14 protein-coding genes and 2 pseudogenes are annotated in these 18,530 nt (G+C 49.9%); 9 read left to right on the forward strand and 7 right to left on the reverse strand.

The features are described from left to right. Nucleotide 1 precedes the first annotated feature (1 nt). Nucleotides 2-1,561, forward strand: a complete 1,560-nt coding sequence (gene hutH / locus CSR02_RS12315) for a histidine ammonia-lyase (RefSeq protein WP_099541836.1) — start codon at nt 2-4, stop codon at nt 1,559-1,561. Nucleotides 1,562-1,664: 103 nt separating this feature from the next. Further along, entirely contained in the window at nt 1,665-2,762 is a 1,098-nt protein-coding gene (locus CSR02_RS12320) for an alpha-hydroxy acid oxidase (protein ID WP_244176990.1), read from the forward strand. On the opposite strand, the gene CSR02_RS12325 is transcribed toward CSR02_RS12320, so the two are convergent. From CSR02_RS12325 to CSR02_RS12355, 7 genes are all read right to left on the reverse strand, one after another. Further along, complete coding sequence (locus CSR02_RS12325; RefSeq protein WP_099541838.1) at nt 2,759-4,471, reverse strand: dihydroxy-acid dehydratase; 1,713 nt, start codon at nt 4,469-4,471, stop codon at nt 2,759-2,761. The genes CSR02_RS12320 and CSR02_RS12325 overlap by 4 nt on opposite strands. Before the next feature lie 126 nt (nt 4,472-4,597). Beyond that, complete coding sequence (locus CSR02_RS12330; RefSeq protein WP_099541839.1) at nt 4,598-7,012, reverse strand: TonB-dependent receptor; 2,415 nt, start codon at nt 7,010-7,012, stop codon at nt 4,598-4,600. A 504-nt stretch (nt 7,013-7,516) separates the two neighbouring features. Next, nucleotides 7,517-8,923 carry a purine-cytosine permease family protein gene (locus tag CSR02_RS12335; protein WP_099541840.1) on the reverse strand — a complete coding sequence of 469 codons (1,407 nt, stop codon included), beginning with the start codon at nt 8,921-8,923 and terminating at the stop codon, nt 7,517-7,519. Nucleotides 8,924-9,018: 95 nt separating this feature from the next. Beyond that, nucleotides 9,019-9,801: an amino acid ABC transporter ATP-binding protein gene (locus CSR02_RS12340; RefSeq protein WP_099541841.1), complete on the reverse strand. Its 783-nt coding sequence runs from the start codon at nt 9,799-9,801 to the stop codon at nt 9,019-9,021. Next, nucleotides 9,801-10,514 (reverse strand): amino acid ABC transporter permease, encoded by a 714-nt coding sequence (locus CSR02_RS12345; protein WP_099541842.1) that lies wholly within the window; start codon nt 10,512-10,514, stop codon nt 9,801-9,803. Before CSR02_RS12345 ends, CSR02_RS12340 begins: the two co-directional genes overlap by 1 nt. 6 nt (nt 10,515-10,520) lie before the next feature. After that, nucleotides 10,521-11,411, reverse strand: coding sequence for a substrate-binding periplasmic protein (locus CSR02_RS12350; protein ID WP_099541843.1), 891 nt, complete (start codon nt 11,409-11,411; stop codon nt 10,521-10,523). Between the two features lie 25 nt (nt 11,412-11,436). After that, nucleotides 11,437-12,255, reverse strand: coding sequence for a phytanoyl-CoA dioxygenase family protein (locus CSR02_RS12355; RefSeq protein WP_099541849.1), 819 nt, complete (start codon nt 12,253-12,255; stop codon nt 11,437-11,439). Between the two features lie 305 nt (nt 12,256-12,560). Here CSR02_RS12355 and hisC point away from each other — a divergent pair, with 305 nt between their 5' ends. The 7 genes and pseudogenes from hisC (at nt 12,561) to CSR02_RS12385 (ending at nt 18,311) form a co-directional block, all read left to right on the forward strand. Next, on the forward strand, nt 12,561-13,694 hold the full coding sequence (gene hisC / locus CSR02_RS12360) for a histidinol-phosphate transaminase (protein WP_099541844.1): 1,134 nt from the start codon (nt 12,561-12,563) through the stop codon (nt 13,692-13,694). A 39-nt stretch (nt 13,695-13,733) separates the two neighbouring features. Then, nucleotides 13,734-15,119: an FAD-binding oxidoreductase gene (locus CSR02_RS12365; protein ID WP_099541845.1), complete on the forward strand. Its 1,386-nt coding sequence runs from the start codon at nt 13,734-13,736 to the stop codon at nt 15,117-15,119. Nucleotides 15,120-15,145: 26 nt separating this feature from the next. Further along, entirely contained in the window at nt 15,146-15,703 is a 558-nt protein-coding gene (locus CSR02_RS12370) for a HutD/Ves family protein (protein WP_183172693.1), read from the forward strand. A gap of 43 nt (nt 15,704-15,746) precedes the next feature. After that, nucleotides 15,747-16,703: an isopenicillin N synthase family dioxygenase gene (locus CSR02_RS12375; protein WP_099541847.1), complete on the forward strand. Its 957-nt coding sequence runs from the start codon at nt 15,747-15,749 to the stop codon at nt 16,701-16,703. Then, nucleotides 16,700-16,894, forward strand: a pseudogene (locus CSR02_RS17220) (electron transfer flavoprotein subunit beta/FixA family protein); the annotation flags it as partial. The gene CSR02_RS12375 and the pseudogene CSR02_RS17220, both read left to right, overlap by 4 nt. Then, nucleotides 16,877-17,170, forward strand: a pseudogene (locus CSR02_RS16870) (FAD-binding protein); the annotation flags it as partial. The pseudogenes CSR02_RS17220 and CSR02_RS16870, both read left to right, overlap by 18 nt. 25 nt (nt 17,171-17,195) lie before the next feature. Beyond that, nucleotides 17,196-18,311, forward strand: coding sequence for an S-(hydroxymethyl)glutathione dehydrogenase/class III alcohol dehydrogenase (locus tag CSR02_RS12385; RefSeq protein ID WP_099541850.1), 1,116 nt, complete (start codon nt 17,196-17,198; stop codon nt 18,309-18,311). Nucleotides 18,312-18,530 lie beyond the last annotated feature (219 nt).

An 18,530-nucleotide genomic window follows, 5' to 3' on the forward strand; every position in this document is an offset into this window, starting at 1 on the left:
TATGACTGCTACATCCTTCACCCTGAATCCCGGCAAATTGACGTACGCCGAAATCCGCTCTTTCTTTTTCTCGCCGTCCACAAAAGTGGAACTGGCAGCCGAGGCTGAAGAGGTTCTGCATCAGGCGGCACTTTCTGTCGAACGGATTGTTGCGCGTGGGGAGCCTGTTTACGGGGTTAATACGGGGTTTGGTAAACTCGCCAAAACCCGTATTCCTGATGACAAGCTCAAGGATCTTCAGCGCAATCTGGTACTTAGCCATGCCGCAGGTATTGGCACGCCCATGAGCGAAGATGTTGTGCGCCTGATCCTGCTGCTTAAAGCCAATGGGCTGGCCAGGGGTTTTTCAGGTGTACGCAAAGAGGTCGTGACTTTTCTGCTCGCCATGCTCAACCGTGGTGTTGTGCCGGTTATTCCAGAAAAGGGGTCCGTGGGTGCTTCGGGCGATCTGGCGCCCTTGGCTCATATGAGTGCTGTGCTTATTGGCGAGGGATATGCCTTTTACAAGGGCGAAAAGCTGACCGGTGCCGAAGCGCTTAAAGCGGCGGGGCTGACGCCTATTGTGCTCGGACCCAAGGAAGGTCTGGCTTTGCTGAATGGTACACAGGCTTCCACCGCACTGGCATTGTCCGGCCTGTTCAAGGCTGAACGCGTATTTCAGGCCGCACTTGTTGCAGGGGGGCTGACGTTGGATGCCGCTCGAGGTACCGATGCACCATTTGATCCACGCTTGCATGCGCTGCGTGGTCAGCGTGGGCAAATGGAAACAGCGGCCGTCTATCGTAGTCTGCTGGAGGCATCCCCTATTCGTGATTCCCATAGGGAAGGGGATGAACGTGTGCAGGACCCTTATTGCTTGCGTTGCCAGCCACAGGTGATGGGGGCATGTCTGGATACGTTGCGTAATGCTGCTGTCATATTGGTGACAGAAGCAAATGCGGTGTCGGATAACCCCATTCATTTTGCTGATACGGATGAAATGATTTCGGGCGGCAATTTCCATGCGGAACCTGTAGCCATTGCTGCGGATACAATTGCCATTGCCGTGTCTGAAGTTGGGGCTATTTCCGAACGTCGTCTTGCCATGTTGATGGATGCACAGATGAGTGGCCTTCCACCGTTTCTGGTGCAAGATAGCGGCCTGAATTCTGGCTTTATGATTGCTCAGGTCACTGCGGCTGCACTGGCGTCGGAAAATAAGACATTAGCGCATCCCGCCAGTGTGGACAGCCTGCCAACATCGGCTAATCAGGAAGACCATGTCAGTATGGCAACCTTTGCTGCCAGACGTCTGGAAGATATTGTGGAAAATGTCTGCACCATTATTGCCATTGAATGTCTGGCTGCGGTGCAGGGGCTGGACTTTCTGGCTCCACTGGTAACGTCTCGTCCGCTAAGTGTGGCTAAAGATGCTGTGCGTGAGAAAATTACGTTCTTTGCGCAGGACCGACTGTTTGCGCCGGATATCGAGGCCATGCGTGCACTTATTTCCAAAGGTGTTATGGTGGAGCGTGTAAAGGCGTTGGTGCCACTGCCTGAGTGTGGTGCGTTGCTGGGTTGATGGACTGCATGCCCCCGGACGGAACAAGTCCGGGGGTTTTTAATATTAAGGTGTGCTTATGGTGTTTGTGGGATTAGAGAACTTACAACAAAAAGCCGAATGCATGCTGCCCCGTTTGTTTCGGGATTATGTGGCGGGAGGTGCGCATAGTGAAAGGACTGTGCAAGCCAACAGAAACGCGTTTAAAAAATGGACTATAGTGCCACGTTGCCTGCGTGATGTTTCGCAGATTTCTACCGCAACGCATTGGCTGGGTTATGACTGCGCGGCGCCATTCATGCTTGCGCCGGTCGGGTTTGCGGGCATGATGCGTTATGGGGCCGACTTTATGGCGGCACGTGCTGCAGCAAAGAAAAAAATTCCTTTTTGCGTATCAACATTTTCCATTACATCTTTGGAAGACATCTGTGCTGTACAAGGTGTTGATGTGCTGGCTCAGATTTATGTTTTTCGTGATCGTGAGATCACGCGCGACATGATCAGTCGTGCCCGGCAATGTGGGGTGCGCACGCTTGTTCTGACTGTGGATACGCCAATTACACCGCTAAGGCCACGTGACGAGAAAAACGGATTCAGACGCCTGACAAATCCGTCTTTGGCGCAAATGGTCTCGTTTGCGCAGGCATGGCGCTGGAGCCTTGGCATGCTGCGCCACGGTATGCCGGTTTTGGCGAATTTGCAGCCGTATGGGATGGGCAGAACGTTGCTAGAGCAGGCTAAAACTGCAGCATCGCAAATTGATTCTCGCCTGACGTGGAAGGATCTGGAATGGCTCCGTGCGCAGTGGGGTGGAAAGCTTGTGGTCAAAGGCATCATGCATTCTGATGATGCTGCGCAATGTGTGGCGGTCGGTGTGGATACTGTCATGGTGTCCAACCATGGTGGGCGTCAGCTTGATCCGGCACCGGCCACGTTGGATGTGCTGCCTGATATTGTTGCATCTTCAGGGGCATCCTGCTCTGTTGTTATGGACAGCGGTATAAGGCGTGGCGCGGATGTGGTGTGTGCATTGGCGCAGGGAAGTTCTCTTGTCGCTATGGGGCGGCCGTGGGCATGGGCGCTGGCAGCAGGCGGAGAAGCTACTCTGATTGAGATGATTGAAGGACTGCAAGGTGAAATTCGTGATGTTATGGCGCTTGCTGGCGTAACCAGTATAGAAGCCGTGCATAATGCAGGTTACGCCATGCTACGCAGATGTTAGGGATATTCTTGTTTAAAGCCGCCAGTATGCGTGACGGCTCCCAAATGAGTTGGGCCGACAAGCCTGACGTACTTTTCCAAAACACCAGTGTTTTGTCGGATATCAGATTTAATAAAGGTGGATCTGCGGTTTTGTAATTCTGCTTCGGATACAACAAGTTCCAAAGTGCCATCTGCTGCATTAATGCGAATGATATCGCCATTTTGTACAAGTGCTATGGTGCCGCCCATCGCAGCCTCGGGGCTGGCGTAGCCAATGCACATTCCACGGGTTGCTCCAGAAAAACGACCATCGGTTAGCAACGCAACCTGCTCGCCCATACCTTGCCCGTAGATGGCGGCGGTAACTGCCAGCATTTCGCGCATTCCTGGGCCTCCTTTTGGGCCTTCGTTGCGTACAACCAGAACGCTTCCGGGAGCGTAGGTTTGCGAGGCAACAGCTTTTGCGCATTCTTCCTCATTTTCGAAGACATGGGCCGGTCCTTCAAAATAGAGAGACTTCAAGCCTGCTGTTTTTATCCATGCTCCGTTCGGACAAAGATTTCCCCGGAGCATCACCAGGCCACCCGTGGCTGCCAAAGGTGCAGAGCAGGGATGTACAATCTTGCCGTCAGGGCCAGCATGCTGTGCCAGTTCTTCCGCCAATGGGCGGCCGGTAATGGTCAGTGTGTCATCATGCAGGTATCCGCCTTGCAGCAAGGCATTAAGAACAGCTGGTACGCCTCCTATTCGGTTCAGGTCCTTGACCAAAAATCGTCCTCCCGGAGAAAGGTCGGCAATTAGGGGAGTGCGTTGAAATACTTTGGCCATGTCCTCAAAGTCGAACAGAATACCAGCTTCATGAGCGATGGCGGGAATATGTAGCACGGCGTTGGTGGATCCGCCTGTAGCGGCAACTGCTGCGCAGGCATTTTCCAAGCTTTTGCGTGTAATCAGTTCCCGTGGCAGAGGCCCTCCCGCGTTAATAATCTGCATGACACGCTTGCCAGCTTTACGCCCAATAACCAGTCGCTCGCTGTATACTGCGGGAATACTTGATGATCCCAACAGAGAAAGTCCTAGTGTTTCGGCAACCATGGCCATTGTATTGGCCGAGAACTGACCGGGACATGCTCCGACAGTGACAGCGCATGTGCGTTCGATGTTATCGAGTTCGCTTAGAGTAATATGTCCACTTTGGTACTGACCAATACCTTCCACGGCATTCAGGACAGTACGCTCATCACCCGCTGCCGAATAGCCTGGCAACATTGCGCCGCCAAATACAAAAATGGATGGCAGATTTAGACGTACAATTGCCATCATCATTGCAGGAAGTGTTTTATCGCAGCCTGCAATGGTGACCAGTCCATCATAGGCATGGGCTCGTGCCGACATTTCCACACTATCTGCAATCAGCTCACGTGATGGCAGGCTCATACGCATGCCAGCATGGCCCATGGTTGTACCATCCGATATGGAGATGGTTGTAAAACTTATTGGCACACCACCGCCTTCGGCAACTCCCAGACGTGCGCTGTCGGCCTGTGGAGCAAGGGACATTGAACAGGGTGTGTTTTCGCCTGCGGTGCTGACAATCCCGACAAAAGACTTTTCAAGATCTTCATCCCCCAGACCTGTGGCACGCAAAAAAGCACGCTGCTCAACTCGCGTTATGCCATCAGTCACAATGCGTGACTGATGTTTGTGCAGGGAGTGGCTGTTGGGCATGTGTTATCCCTTTTCAGACAGAAGCAAGACTGGCCTTGTCGTCACATTATTGCGTTGGAAAACAGAAAAAGCCTGCCACAGGGTTAACTGTGGCAGGCTTCGGGTTATGTTCAAAGTCAGAGTAGATCAGAAATTGGTGCTGATCGACCCAAAGAACATACGTGGAGCACCTACCAGCATGGACTGGAAATCCATTGCACCTTTGGAAATGCTGAGTGGGTTTCCGTTTTCGCCCATGGTGGCAATATAACGGGTGTTCTGAATATTGGTAACGCTCAGGTTCAGTGTCAGATCTTTGACAATACCAACTGATTTCTGGAAGTAGGGCAGTTTGGCAAGATTGTATTGTATGCCAAGGTTAGTCATCCAGTAAGCAGGAACTTTGACATCCCCGACATAGCTGTAGTTACGCTTGCCGGTATAGCTTGCATCCACGTAAGCTGTCATTCCGTTCCAGTCGTAAGACAAGCGTGTTTTGTACATGAAGCGGGGATAATTGATAATCTGCTTGCCACGGGTCTGGTAAGACACGCCGGCTTCTACCAGATTATTGTCATACGTGGCATGGTTGTAGCTAACACTATTTGTAAAAGCCAAGTTTTTAATTGGCATAATTGTAATTGCAGCGTCCACACCATTCATGGTGACCCCTCCCACGTTGGAAACAGTGGAAATGGGATTGACGGCAGAACCGGATGTAACCTGTTGCAAACGGTTGTTGAAGTTGGTCCGGTAGGCGTAAACGGAGGCACCAATGATCTGGCTGCTGTAACGGTAACCAGCTGCATAGGTCCAGTCTGTTTCTGGCCGGAAGGAATTGCGGCCCGCATCAAACGCCGTTTGAGAGATCGCAAAGGGAGACGCAGAGAGTTTGTAGCCAGATTGCGCATATGTATGAACGTTTTCAGAAATATCAAAAAACAGTTCATGGTGCTTGAGGAAATGCCAGTCGGCACTGATGTGCGGCAGGAAGGGTTTGGACGTTGTTAGTGCAACGCCGCTCGTAATGTTGGAGCCTGCGCCATAGTAGTCATCATTAATGTACCCGTTGCCAACATTGGTGGTAGCCAGAACGGATTTAAAGCCAAAATGCAGTCCCAGATTAGGCAATATATGGTAAGTGTCCTGCACGAAGGCAGTAAAAGTGTTGGTATTGTAAGTCTGGTTATAAATTTTGGCGAACGGATCTGACCAATGTCCAAGAGGATCAGGAAGTGCCGATGTGAGTTGCCCATTGACAATGTTGGGCATTGAATAGGCATACATGGGTGACTGATAATGGTTATTTTCATACCATACACCACCACTGATATCGTTATGCGCAATATTGTAGTGTACTTGGGAAATAATGCCAAAACGACGAATGGACGGTTCTTTGACCAGTTCGGAAAGAGGAGAGCCGTTGGGGGAGGGGTAATAGGGGGTTGTCCACGTAGTCTGATTGCTTTCCCCATGCCCGTAAGCTGTTGTATCCCACGTCAGATTATCGGTGAGCTGCAAGTGCGCCTTCACGCCGCCAAATGTATCCATCGTGTTGAGCACGGCATCATAGTAGGCAGAGTCAGCAGGGTCCTGTAACTTGTCAAAGCCAGCTGGGTATTGGCCATTTGCGGCATTGATTGCCTGCTGGAGGCCGCTTTGTCTGCCATTGTAGTAGTTGGCAACGTTATAACCCACATTGTTCAGCACTTCGGGCGATGCATCGGCAGTGGAGAACTGGTGCAGGTCAGCCCAGTCGAAAAAAGCAGAAACACTGCTGCTTTCTCCAATAGGTTGCAAGAACTTGGCATTGACCTGCTGCATGAACTGGTCGCCTGTTCCTTTCCAGATCTGCCCGTCCTGGCGCATGTAGGAGGCATAGAAGCGGGTTCCCGAACTGTTCAGGTCGCCACTGTCACCACGTACAAAGGTGTGGAAGTTACCATAGCTGCCAAAGCCCTGGTTTACGGTACCGCCAAGTTTGTGGGATGGGTCGCGTGAGACATAATCAAACGAACCCCCAAGGTTGTTGGTTGCCGCAATTGATTCCGCACCAGCAGATTGGGATACCACAATGCGTGACACGTTTTCTGACGAAATAGCCTGAATGGTGTTGAGACCATTATAGTTTCGTACAGTTTGTTCACCCAATGGCATACCATCAAGCGTCATGCCGATCTGCTGCTGCTGAAAGCCGTGCATGAACACCTGATTGGACCAGATATCAATACCCTGTGGTTCTGCCGACTGAAACATGATGCCGGGCAATTGTGCCAGAGTTTTAAGAGGGTTGGTTCCTGCCGGAGCCTGAGACAACAGCTTCTGCCCGATGGTAACAACCGCACCATGGGGTACATGGTGGGATGTGACCTCAAACTGTTCCGAGGTGGAGCTCAGATAGCTTGCAGGTGCACTTGTAGAAGCGGCCTTCCGTTTTGCAGCAACCTTGGGCGGAGTGTCTGTGTGTTTGGATGTGGCTGCCAGGGCGTTTGCGCTGCCAACAGAGATAAACATGGAGGAGAAGAGTAAAAGTCTGGTTAGAGAAAAGGTGCTGGGTCTCATGCGTCTGAACTCCACCGGGCTGCTAGAGGCGCAGGATAAGAATAGATATAGACAAGATATTTTATCGTCTTGGCTTCGTGACTCGTTTCGTTGACGGTCCAAGATATGTAAGAACCCTAGGTTGTCCATACGAGTTAGGTCAATAGAATTTTAAAACGAAATCGAAACATTTTTTCGACTGTGGTTTTTGGGAGAATTCCAACAAATTAAGTCTGGTGGACCAGGTATGGTGTTCGCCCTTCTGTTCCATCGCGCTGTTATACGAGTTGAATAATCAAGTTGTGGGTGAGAGATGATGTTACGGTGTGGTATTCACGCATGAAGCAGCTGAATTTTGCCAATGTATATATGTGGCAAGATGTAAACTGCCTCTCCATGTTCTTCGGGCAAAAGCCAATAGTCAGTTCCAGAAGGGAGGAGGGTATAATCTATTTTTAAAGGCTGGATAGAAGGAGATGCCGGTGTTCTTTCCAGAGCATCCCCCCTCGTCGCTGTGCAGATTTTTTATGATGGAACGATCGGGCGATATTTTTTTGTCATAAACAGATAGATCAGTGACGTTAAAACCAGCCCAACTGCCCAGGAGATATCTGTATCTCCCAGTAGATGTGCCATAGGCCCTGTATAAAGATGATTGGACACAAAGGGAATTTGCACAGCAATGCCCAGAGCATAACATATGAGGGCAGAAACATTGTAGCGCCCATAACGGCCGCCATCCGGCCGGAAAAAAGCCGCAACATCGTAAGAACCATGCTGTACCAGATAATAGTCAATCAGGTTTATGGAGGTCCATGGGATCATGATAATCATCAGCAGATTCAGGAACTCTGTATATGTTTCCATGAAGTCATGAGTCATGAGCATGGTCAGGACCAGCACAAAAAGCATAAGGCTTGCTGTAACAGTAATGCGCGTGCGTACACCAAAATGGCTTTTGGGGTAGGCCATTTGCAATAGCATGAGTGATGAGAGGCTGCCGCAATAAATGCTCATGCCATTGGCAACGGTAATGCCAATAACGAGCATGGTCATGATAAGGGAGCCAGACCCACCAAGATACTGCATAAGTGTTGGCAAAACTTCGCCGCCTCCGGGGGTAAGAATGCCAAGTATAGCCCCCAGAAACATAGGTAGGAGTGTACCGAGGGCAGATCCCCAATAGGTGGCGTGGAAAGCATGCCGTGCGCCCTGCTTACTGTTGGGCAGGTAGCGTGAATAATCGGAGACGTAAGGTGCATACGCAAGCTGCCAAAGTGCCGCGACTGATACAGCTCCCATAAAGCCAGATAACGTGGTGTGGCCAAAACTACCAAGAAGTGCAAAAGCATTGGCGTTGCCAAAAATACAAAACAGGGCCCATATAATGGCTATGCCACAGCCCCAAGAGATGAGCTTGGTAATGGTATGGATGGTCCGATAACCCCAGAATGCTGGAAATGCCGAAAGCACGGTAACGGCTAGAACGCCTCCTGTGTAACCCAGCCAAGGCAGTGCCAGTTGAAGTCCCTCTCCCCCCACAACAAGGTTCGAGGCTGAAAAACCGACATAGATAAACACGACAAGCAGGATCATGGGCACAGCACCCATTGACCCGAACTGCCCACAGGTTTGTACCATTTGCGGTACGCCAAGCCGTGGTCCCTGTGCGGCATGCAGGGCCATAAAAATGCCCCCGACCAGATTACCCAGCAGGAGGGCCAGGCAGCCCGTTATGAGGGGGAGATGGAACATCACCGTTGCCAGTGCGCCCGTAATGACAGTTAAAATGGTGGTGTTTGTGCCAAACCACACAGAAAACAGATCCCGCGGATGACCCATGCGCTCGGAATGAGGAATGGGATAAATCGTGCGCTGTTCAATAATAGCAGCACTGGCAGGGGCGTGTGCATCGGTCGTGTTTAAAGTCATGCTTGGGTCCTGAATGCCGGGTTCGTCTGAGTGTGTGCAGGCGTGTGGTTACAAGGATGGTATCATGTTTCTTTATTGTAATAAAAACAAGAAAATCAGCTCAAGTGAGCACCTGATGACTGAATGAATTTACGCACGCGTTCCGTGCGGGGGTTGCCATAAATTTCATTTACTGTGCCGCTTTCCAGAATATAGCCATCGCCACAAAAACAGACCGTATGTGCTGTAGATTGCACAAAAGCGGGATCATGGGTGACCACCAGCAAAGTCAGGCCCTGCGAGGAAAGATCCTGTATAATGGCCTGCACGCCGCTGACCAGTTCCGGGTCAAGAGCGCTGGTTGGCTCGTCAAACAAAATAACAGGTGGGTCCATGGCCAGTGCACGTGCTATGGCAACACGTTGTTTTTGCCCGCCAGAAAGCTGATCAGGGTAATTATTCTGTTTTTGCAGCATATGCACACGGTCAAGCGCCGTGCGCGCCAGCACCGTAGCTTCCCGTTTAGGTATTTTTTTGACGGTTACGAGGCCTTCCATAACATTTTCCAGCACGGTTTGGTGTGAGAACAGATTGAACTGTTGAAACACCATGGGCATGCGGGCACGTGCATGTCGTAATGTTTTTTCTGGAGCAATTTCAAAATGTGCACGGTTTTGGCTGCATAGCTTTTCACCTAAAGCAGTAATGGTTCCCGCATCTGGATATTCAAGAAAATTGATACAGCGCAAAAGGGTCGATTTGCCTCCTCCGCTGGGTCCAATAAGAAAAACAGCATCACCCTGAAAAACCTTCAGATCAATGCCACGCAAAACAGCAGTCTCTCCATAAGATTTATAAACCTGTTCAAGATGAAGGACCGGCGCTGGAGTATGGCTCATCAGGCATTATCCTCTTCTACCAATTCCGACATGATCGGCTTGATGGCAGTTTTTTTTCTGCGTGCTGGGGTTAACGTGCGTTCCAGCCAACCAACACAACGCGCACTGGTAAAACTCATGCAGAAATAAATCACGGCAACCATCAGGTATGTGTTCATGCTGTCAAATGTATTGGATATGACAATAGTTGCATGGCGTAGGAGTTCATTGACAGAAATAAATGAAACCAGAGAACAGTCCTTGAGCAGTGCGATAAAATATCCACCTTGTGTGGGAAGGCAGGCGACAAATGCCTGCGGGATAATAAGCCTGCGGTACACCTGAAGGGGTGACATGCCCAAGGAAATTGCGGCCGCTTTTTGTCCGGGGTCAACGGCTATAATAGCGGCGCGATAGACTTCCGAAAGATAGGCCGATAAGTTTAGGGTTAGACCCAGAACACCCGCCCAGAATCCGGAAAGAACAATGCCAAATTCAGGTAATGAGAAGTAGATCAGCAAAAGCTGCACAATAAGGGGGGTATCGCGCCAAATTTCCACGTAGGCTTCCAACGGCCAGCGAATGAAACGATTTTTTGAAAGACGGCCAATCGCAGTCAAAAAACCCAGCACCATTCCCCCCACCATGCTGATAAGGGAAAGTTCAAGGGTTACTTCGGCGCCCGTTAGCAGAAATGGGAAATATTCTTGTACTTCAGACCAAAAAACAGACATTCTATTCTACTCCGCCTGTTCGTTTTGGGTAAGGTGATCTTCAAGTTCTTCCCATACATGGTAGCGTTTTAAAATTGTACGGATGGTGCCATCCTGCTTCATACTATCCATGGCGCGGTTAATCTCGTCCAGAAGGCGGGGGCAGTTGCCTCGTACTACAATGCCTTCGCTGCCAAGTTTATAGGGCGCTTTGGCTTGCGCCTCTTTCCATGCAGGTTTGGCATCGTAAAAAATTGGAGGCCCCAAGGTGCGCAGATCTGCAAAATGTTCTTTTTGAGACTGCAAAGTTGCCTGATCGACGACAATGGCATCAATCTGACCGTTTTTGAGTGCGACAAAGGGGTCTCCAAACGTATTAAAATCGCTCACTTTAGCGGCTAACCCTTTATCAACCAGCGAATGCGCGGTGAGAGAATCGGTTGTCCCCAAAACAGATCCTAATGTTGCATTTTTGAGATCTGCCACGGAATGGAAAGGTGAATTACCAAGAACAATAATGCGATCATAAAGCATGAAATATGGGTGAGAGTAGGCAATATGCGCATAAAACATGCGCTCTTCAGTAATGGTCTGGTCAGAGAGAACAATATCCCATCGGCCAACTTTCAGGCCGGGAACTAGCGTAGTCCACTCTGTAATAATAAACTGCCAGTGTGGGATACCTAGCCGTTTTGTCAGTTCCTGCAAAAGATCGGCGTCAATACCGTGGTAGGTGCCGTCTTTTTCCTGCCAGAGAGAGGGATGGGCGCCTAACAGGGCATTGCCTGCTGTCAGCACACCGGCTTTACGAATGTCATCCAGACATTCCGCCTGTGCAGAGGCACACACCATGGGTGTGAGAGCCACGCTGCCCGCCAGAAGAAGGACAAGGGGCAAAAAAAGATAGCGGTTTTTCATGCCAGATCCCTCTTCCGCATGATAATCAGGAAACTTCTTTGTAAATCAAGGGAAAGTCAGGACCCTCCAGCAGGTCTCCATCTTTCAGACCGACGTGCGAAAATGGGGGCGAACCTTTGCCGCCACGGTCTGCAAAGTGGGCATTATCGCCTACCCATCGGGCAGAAAAGACGCGGCGGCGCTGGGTGTTGCCGGTGGTGGCAGGTGCGCCATGAATCATGCGAAAGTCAAAAGCAATGGCATCGCCTGGGGTTAGGTCCCAACTTCGAATGGTATAGGCATTGCGGTTTGCATCAATGTCCGGCATTTCGGGCATTGTGTCATGTTCATAGAGGCGGGAACCATCGAAGCGTCGGGGACGGTGTGTCACACCCCACAGATGTGAACCGGCAACACATTCCAGACACTGTTCTTTGGCTACTGGATCTAAGGGAATCCAGAGGCTCAGTGTTTTATTGCCTGTTACGCAATAATAAGGGCTATCTTGGTGCCATGGTGTAACCAGAGTCGTACCTGGTTCTTTTACCAGTTCATGGTCATGGAAAAAGCGGACTTCCTGCGATTCCATAAGCTGCGCTGCAATGTATGCAGCAGGAGATTTTTCGACAAAGTCCCGAAACTGGGGAATACGCTGCCAGTTACACAGATCCTGAAAAAAGGGGGCAGAGCCTTGTGGATGGTAGGAGCGTTCCAAAGGGCTAGGTGCAGCCATGGTAGCAGCCAAACCAGCGCGCAAGGGTTCTATCCAGTCATTAAAGACGTCCCGTACAACAGTCACGCCCTCGGTCTGAAACGCCTTGATTGCTGTTTCATTTAGTATAGGTGGGGAGATAGGAAGTGCCATAAGCATTTTTTCCTTACGTTCCGATATCAAAACAATACGTTGTATGTACACAAGCGGTCAAGCAGAAAGGTGTCTGCTTGCAGCTCATCCCCATTCATGGCCGAAATTCGGATTTTATAGCCATATTAATACTTTTTTATCATCGTTTTGAATGTGGAATATTTCCCCGGTTTTCTGTCATTTTTGCGATGTGTGGTTATGAAATCAGTCGTTGAAGTCTGTCTATTACGGATTTTTGTTCTTTACAGTCATAACATGTCTATACATTAATGATGGCTACCGCGTTAGGCAGGGGGTTCTTCACGATGTCAGACACTGTGGCTCTTTCTATATTGGCTCGGCAGCCATTATGTCGGCCAGAAGTCTCCGGGTTGCCGCGCTATAATGCAGGTCTTTCAGAAGACGAAGTCCGGAGGCGCTACGGCCTTAAAAATATTGTCAAACTTGGTAGTAATGAAAATCCGTATGGGCCTTCCCCACGGGTTAAAGCCGGATGGGATGAGCTGGCGGGTCGTTTAGGGCGTTACCCCGATGCCGGAGCCGCAACGTTGCGCACCGATATTGCAAAGGTTTGCGATATTGCGCACGATCGTGTGCTGGTCGGCAATGGGTCCGAGCAGATTATACGGATGATTGCGGAGGCCTATCTTTCTCCCCAGGAGCGGGTTGTTACTGTAAGGCCCGCCTTTGGCTTGCATGAGATTTGCCCACGCATGATGGGTGCTGTGGTTGATGCAGTGCCCATTACGGACCAAGCTACCTTTGACTGTGCGGCTATGCAGGAAGCAGTGCAACGTCCTACCAAAATTCTCATGTTCGCCAATCCATCTAATCCGGTTGGGTGCATGATGACGGGGGATGCCCTGCAGGATCTCATTGATTCATGCCCTCCTCATGCACTGATTGTGGTGGATGAAGCTTATCGGGAGTACGCGGAACAGGACCCGGACTACGCAGATGCACGCACCATTCTGGAAAAACAGACGCGGCCATGGATTATTTTGCGCACCTTCTCAAAAGCATATGGTCTGGCGGCTTTGCGTATTGGTTATGCATTAACCTCCTCTGCCGAAGTGGCGGCGACGTTGGATAGTGTGCGTGATCCGTTTAACACCAACATGCCAGCGCAGGTTGCTGCCTGTGCTACGCTGGCAGATACAGCATATATGCAGGATTGCGTGCGTAAAACCGTTGCGGAAAGAGAACGGGTGGTGCAGTTTCTTGTTGCGCAGGGTTTTTTTGTCGCACCTACATGGACGAACTTTGTTTTTGTTCGCACACTTATGAAGGCAGACAAATTGGCCACTGCTCTGTTGGAACAGGGCATTATCATCAAGCCTTGGAAGGAAGCAGGTTTTGAAAACTGGATACGAATAAGCATCGGCCTGCCTGAGGAAAATAATATAGTGCTGCGTGCCTTGGCTGATCTTGTTTTGTAATCCTACCTACCGCTCGTTTTCTGGTCAGGAAAGTTGGTTATGTCTGCGCTCGAACGTGTTTTAAACGATTTGTCTGAAGTATTTGGAGACCGGATATCCCGAGGAGAGGCCGTGCGTGAGCATCATGCGCATGGTGAGGGATGGCAGCCGGCGTGTCTGCCCGGTGCGGTTATCTTTGCGGAAAGCACAGAGGAAGTTTCAGCCGTCTTAAAGGCGTGCAACCAGTATGGGGTGCCCGTGGTGGCCTTTGGTGGCGGCACCTCTTTGGAGGGGCATGTTACCCCGACCGAACATGGTATTAGCCTCGATCTTTCCCGCATGACACGTATTATCGAGTTAAATGCAGAGGATCTGGACTGTCGGGTGGAGGCAGGTGTTACGCGTCACGCGTTGAACGCTTACCTGCGTGATACGGGCCTGTTTTTTCCGGTTGATCCAGGCGGGGAATCAACGCTTGGCGGTATGTGCGCAACGCGGGCTTCTGGCACGGCTGCTGTGCGGTATGGCACTATGCGGGAAAATGCACTGGGTCTTACAGTTGTTCTGGCGGATGGGCGTATTATCCGCACAGGTGGACGGGTGCGCAAATCTGCAACAGGGTATGATCTAACACGCCTGTTCATTGGTTCGGAGGGTACGCTTGGCATTATTACGGAAGTTCAGCTGCGCCTGCATGGATTGCCCGAAACCATAGCCACGGCTGTCTGCCAGTTTGATCGGTTGGAAGATGCTGTGAATACAGCTGTGACTACCATGCAGATTGGCCTTCCCATCGGGCGTATGGAATTGCTGGATGAAGTGCAGATGGATGCATGTATTCAGTATTCTAAGCTGACTGGTTATGAGGTTTTGCCAACTATGTTTTTTGAATTCCATGGTGCTCCTGCTGCTGTGCGTGAGCAGGTGGAAACTATGGAGGCAATTGTTGCCGACCATAATGGCAAAGGGTTTATGTGGAGCAATAACCCAGAGGAACGGAATGAACTTTGGAAGGCCCGACATAATGTTTTTTGGGCTTGCCTTGCTTATCGTCCCCATCATCGTGGGATTGCGACAGATGCGGTTGTACCTGTTTCCGCACTGACAGAACTTATTGTTGGCAGTAAGCGCGACATTGAGGAATCTGGACTTGTTGCGCCGATTGTGGGGCATGTGGGGGACGGTAATTTCCATACGGTTATTCTGGTGCCACCAGAGAACGACGGTCTGGAGCGCGCGCTGGAGCTTGACCGTAAAATAGTTGGCCGCGCGCTCTCTCTTGGGGGAGCGTGTAGTGGAGAGCATGGTGTCGGTCTGGGCAAAAAAGAGTTCATGGAACGCGAGCATGGGCGTGATGCGCTGGATGTGATGCGACTGTTAAAAGCGACCTTTGACCCCAATACTATTCTCAATCCCGGTAAAATGTTGCCGGACCCGGTTAATTAATGTGGCAAAGGCGGTTGTTGACACATGTGGCTGCTGTGCCTTGGCGCAACGGTCAAGGGCTGACGCGTATTATCGCAGAGGATAACGCGCATACCCTGCCCGAGTGGCGGTTGAGTGTTGCTGATATTTTGCACGATGCGCCATTTTCCGCTTTTGCAGGTTGGCAACGCTCTATTGCACTCCTTGGTAGTGGCGTGTTGGAAATGCAAGAAAAGGCGGGAGAATGGCAGCATGCTCTTGGAGCGTGTTGTCCGCCTTATGTATTCTGTGGGGCAGATGAGGTGTTGTCGTCATGCCCGAATGGGGCTGTGCAGGCGCTTAATCTGATGGTCCGCCGTTCGGAAAATGCTGAGAAAATTGTAGAGTTTGTTCTGCATCAAACAGTTTTTTCCATCCAGAATATGGGTCAGACGAAAAGTGATTACTTTTTGTTTCCTTCAACGGGGGCGTGGACCATGCGGTCTGGAGATGTGGATTACCCGGTTACGCCCGGCAATGTCTGGCACTGCAGATCTGAGAATTTACAGAACACTGTTCTGAAGCCTGTAGAAGAAAAAAGTTCTTTATATTGTATCAGAGTATAGAATTCTGACTATTCTATACTCTAAAAAGAGGAGAAGATAAAAAATGACGCAAGATAGCTTTATTCCCGTTATTGATCTTGCTCCAGCCCGTGAAGGTGATAATGCCTTGGTGGGAAAGCAGATTCATGATGCGTTTGTTTCATCTGGATTTTGTTATATAAAAAATCATGGTATTTCAGATGAATGTATCACAGAGCTAAAAAAACAGGCGCTGGATTTTTTTCATCTTCCACTTTCTGAAAAAGATCGCTATCGGCCCAAGCAAGCTGTGCGTGGATTTAACGCGCTGAATCGTACCATCATGTATGGTGCAGATCGACCGGATTATAAAGAATTTTATCAGATAGGCCCAGAGTTTCCTCCTTCATCTGGGCAAAAACCACCACAAAACGAGTTGCAGGGACCCAACGTTTGGCCAGAAGGCCGTCCTGCGTTCAGGGATGCATTTTTAGCGTATTATAAAGCTGTTGCTGAATGCGGGCAGATACTTTTGAAAGCTGTTGCCAATTCGTTAAATCTTGAAAGTAATTTTTTCGAGAAAAAATATCATTATCCACTGCAAAGAACACAAGCAATCTGGTACCCGCCTGCAGAGGCAGCTCATGAAGCAGAAAGCATAACCTATGGGGTTGCGCCGCACACAGATTATGGATGCATTACACTCTTGTGGCAGGATGATACTGGTGGGCTGGAGGTGCAGAACCTTCAGAACGAATGGGTATCTGCCGTGCCTATTCCTGGCACATTGGTGATTAATATTGGTGATCTGTTGTGTCGTTGGTCCAACGACCGCTACCGATCAAACATGCACCGTGTTCTCAATAAGTCTGGAAAAGAACGTTTTTCTATCGCTACATTTTACGATCCTGATTTTGGGGCAGTCATTGACCCGCGTGATCTGGGGTTGCCAGAAACAGAAGCGTCTCATTATGAGCCTGTTACAGCAGGGGCCTACATTATGGGGCGTATTAGCGAATCTCAAAAGAAAAAAACACTATGAAAACTCTTGTGCCAGTCAAAAGATTTGTCGATTACAATGTCAAGTCTCGCGTGAAGACTGATGGCAGCAATGTAGCAACCGAAGGGATCACGATGTTTGAGAACCCTTTTGATGAGATCGCGATGGCTATGGAAGCAGATCGTGCCATCCTTGTGCTTGCCAAAGAAAATCCAGAACCACTGGCAGATGCATTGGGTGCTGCCATTGGGACATCGCATGCAGCGGTAGATTCCGGTTTTGTTTCTAATGACTGTCAGGTTGGATAAACGGGCAAAATTGTTATGCCGGAGCTGTATCTTGCCTTTGACATTTCCGGTGCGATCCAGCACCTGGCAGGCATGAAAGACAGCTGTGTGATTGTGGCCGTTAATAAGGATCCCGATGCTCCTATCTTCTAGATTGCAGATTACGGCATTGAGGGGGATTTGTTTGGGATGGTACCGCAACTGACCAAGGCTTTGGCGTAATTTTTTACAAGAATGGAGTATGAATATGGACGTAAAAGCGGCCGTTGCGTTTGAAGCCGGTAAGCCTTTGGAAATTGAAACGGTGCAACTGGAAGGCCCGCGAGCGGGTGAAGTTCTGGTTGAAATAAAAGCAACCGGTTTATGCCATACAGATAAATATACTTTGTCTGGCGCAGACCCTGAAGGATTGTTCCCGGCTATTCTGGGTCATGAAGGTGCAGGCATTGTGCGAGAAGTTGGGCCTGGGGTAACCCACCTTAAGCCTGGTGACCATGTTATCCCGCTTTACACGCCGGAATGTCGGGAATGTAAATCCTGCCTTTCTCGCAAAACTAACTTGTGCACATCTATCCGGGCAACGCAGGGTAAGGGGTTAATGCCTGATGGTACCTCGCGTTTTTCCTACAAAGGGCAATCCATTCACCACTATATGGGGTGTTCCACATTTGCGAACTATACGGTTCTGCCAGAAATTGCATTAGCCAAAATTCGTTCCGATGCACCGTTTGACAAGGTTTGTTACATTGGTTGTGGCGTGACAACAGGTATTGGTGCGGTGCTGTTTACTGCTAAAGTTGAGGCAGGCTCCACCGTTATCGTGTTTGGGTTGGGCGGCATTGGGCTGAATGTGATTCAGGGAGCCAAAATGGTTGGCGCCGACCGCATTATTGGGGTGGATATCAACCCTAATCGCGCGGGCATTGCAACCAAATTTGGCATGACAGATTTTGTGAATCCTAAAGATCTTGGGCCAAATGGAGACCTCGTCGGCCATCTTATTGAACTGACAGATGGTGGAGCAGACTATACGTTTGAGTGTGTGGGTAATCCCACGCTTATGCGGCAGGCATTGGAATCGGCTCATCGCGGCTGGGGTGTTTCCACCATTATTGGTGTCGCAAGTGCTGGTCAGGAAATTAGCACGAGGCCATTCCAACTTGTTACAGGTCGTCGCTGGATTGGGTCAGCTTTTGGGGGTGCGCGCGGGCGTACCGATGTGCCAAAAATTGTGGACTGGTATATGGACCACAAGATCAATATTGATGACCTGATTACCCATAAACTACCACTAGAGCAGATTAACGAAGGGTTTGATATGATGACCCGAGGCGAAAGTATTCGCACAGTTGTGGAATATTGACCTGTAAAGGGTTAGGTTGATCACGCCATGTCATGTTAGCAAGTTCTGATATGACATGGTGTCTTTCTGCGTTTATATTTTGACGCGCAGGGAGAACTTTCTTGGCATGATAATTTTGTAGCCAGACCATTACGTCACTCAGACGTATTACGGCGTGTCGCCAGTTAAGCCCTAAGTGTGGCACGTGAGGGTTGTACTTTGTGTCTGCGTGTGCTGACT

It is taken from the genome of Acetobacter pomorum (assembly GCF_002738225.1).
GTDB classification, from domain to species: domain Bacteria; phylum Pseudomonadota; class Alphaproteobacteria; order Acetobacterales; family Acetobacteraceae; genus Acetobacter; species Acetobacter pomorum.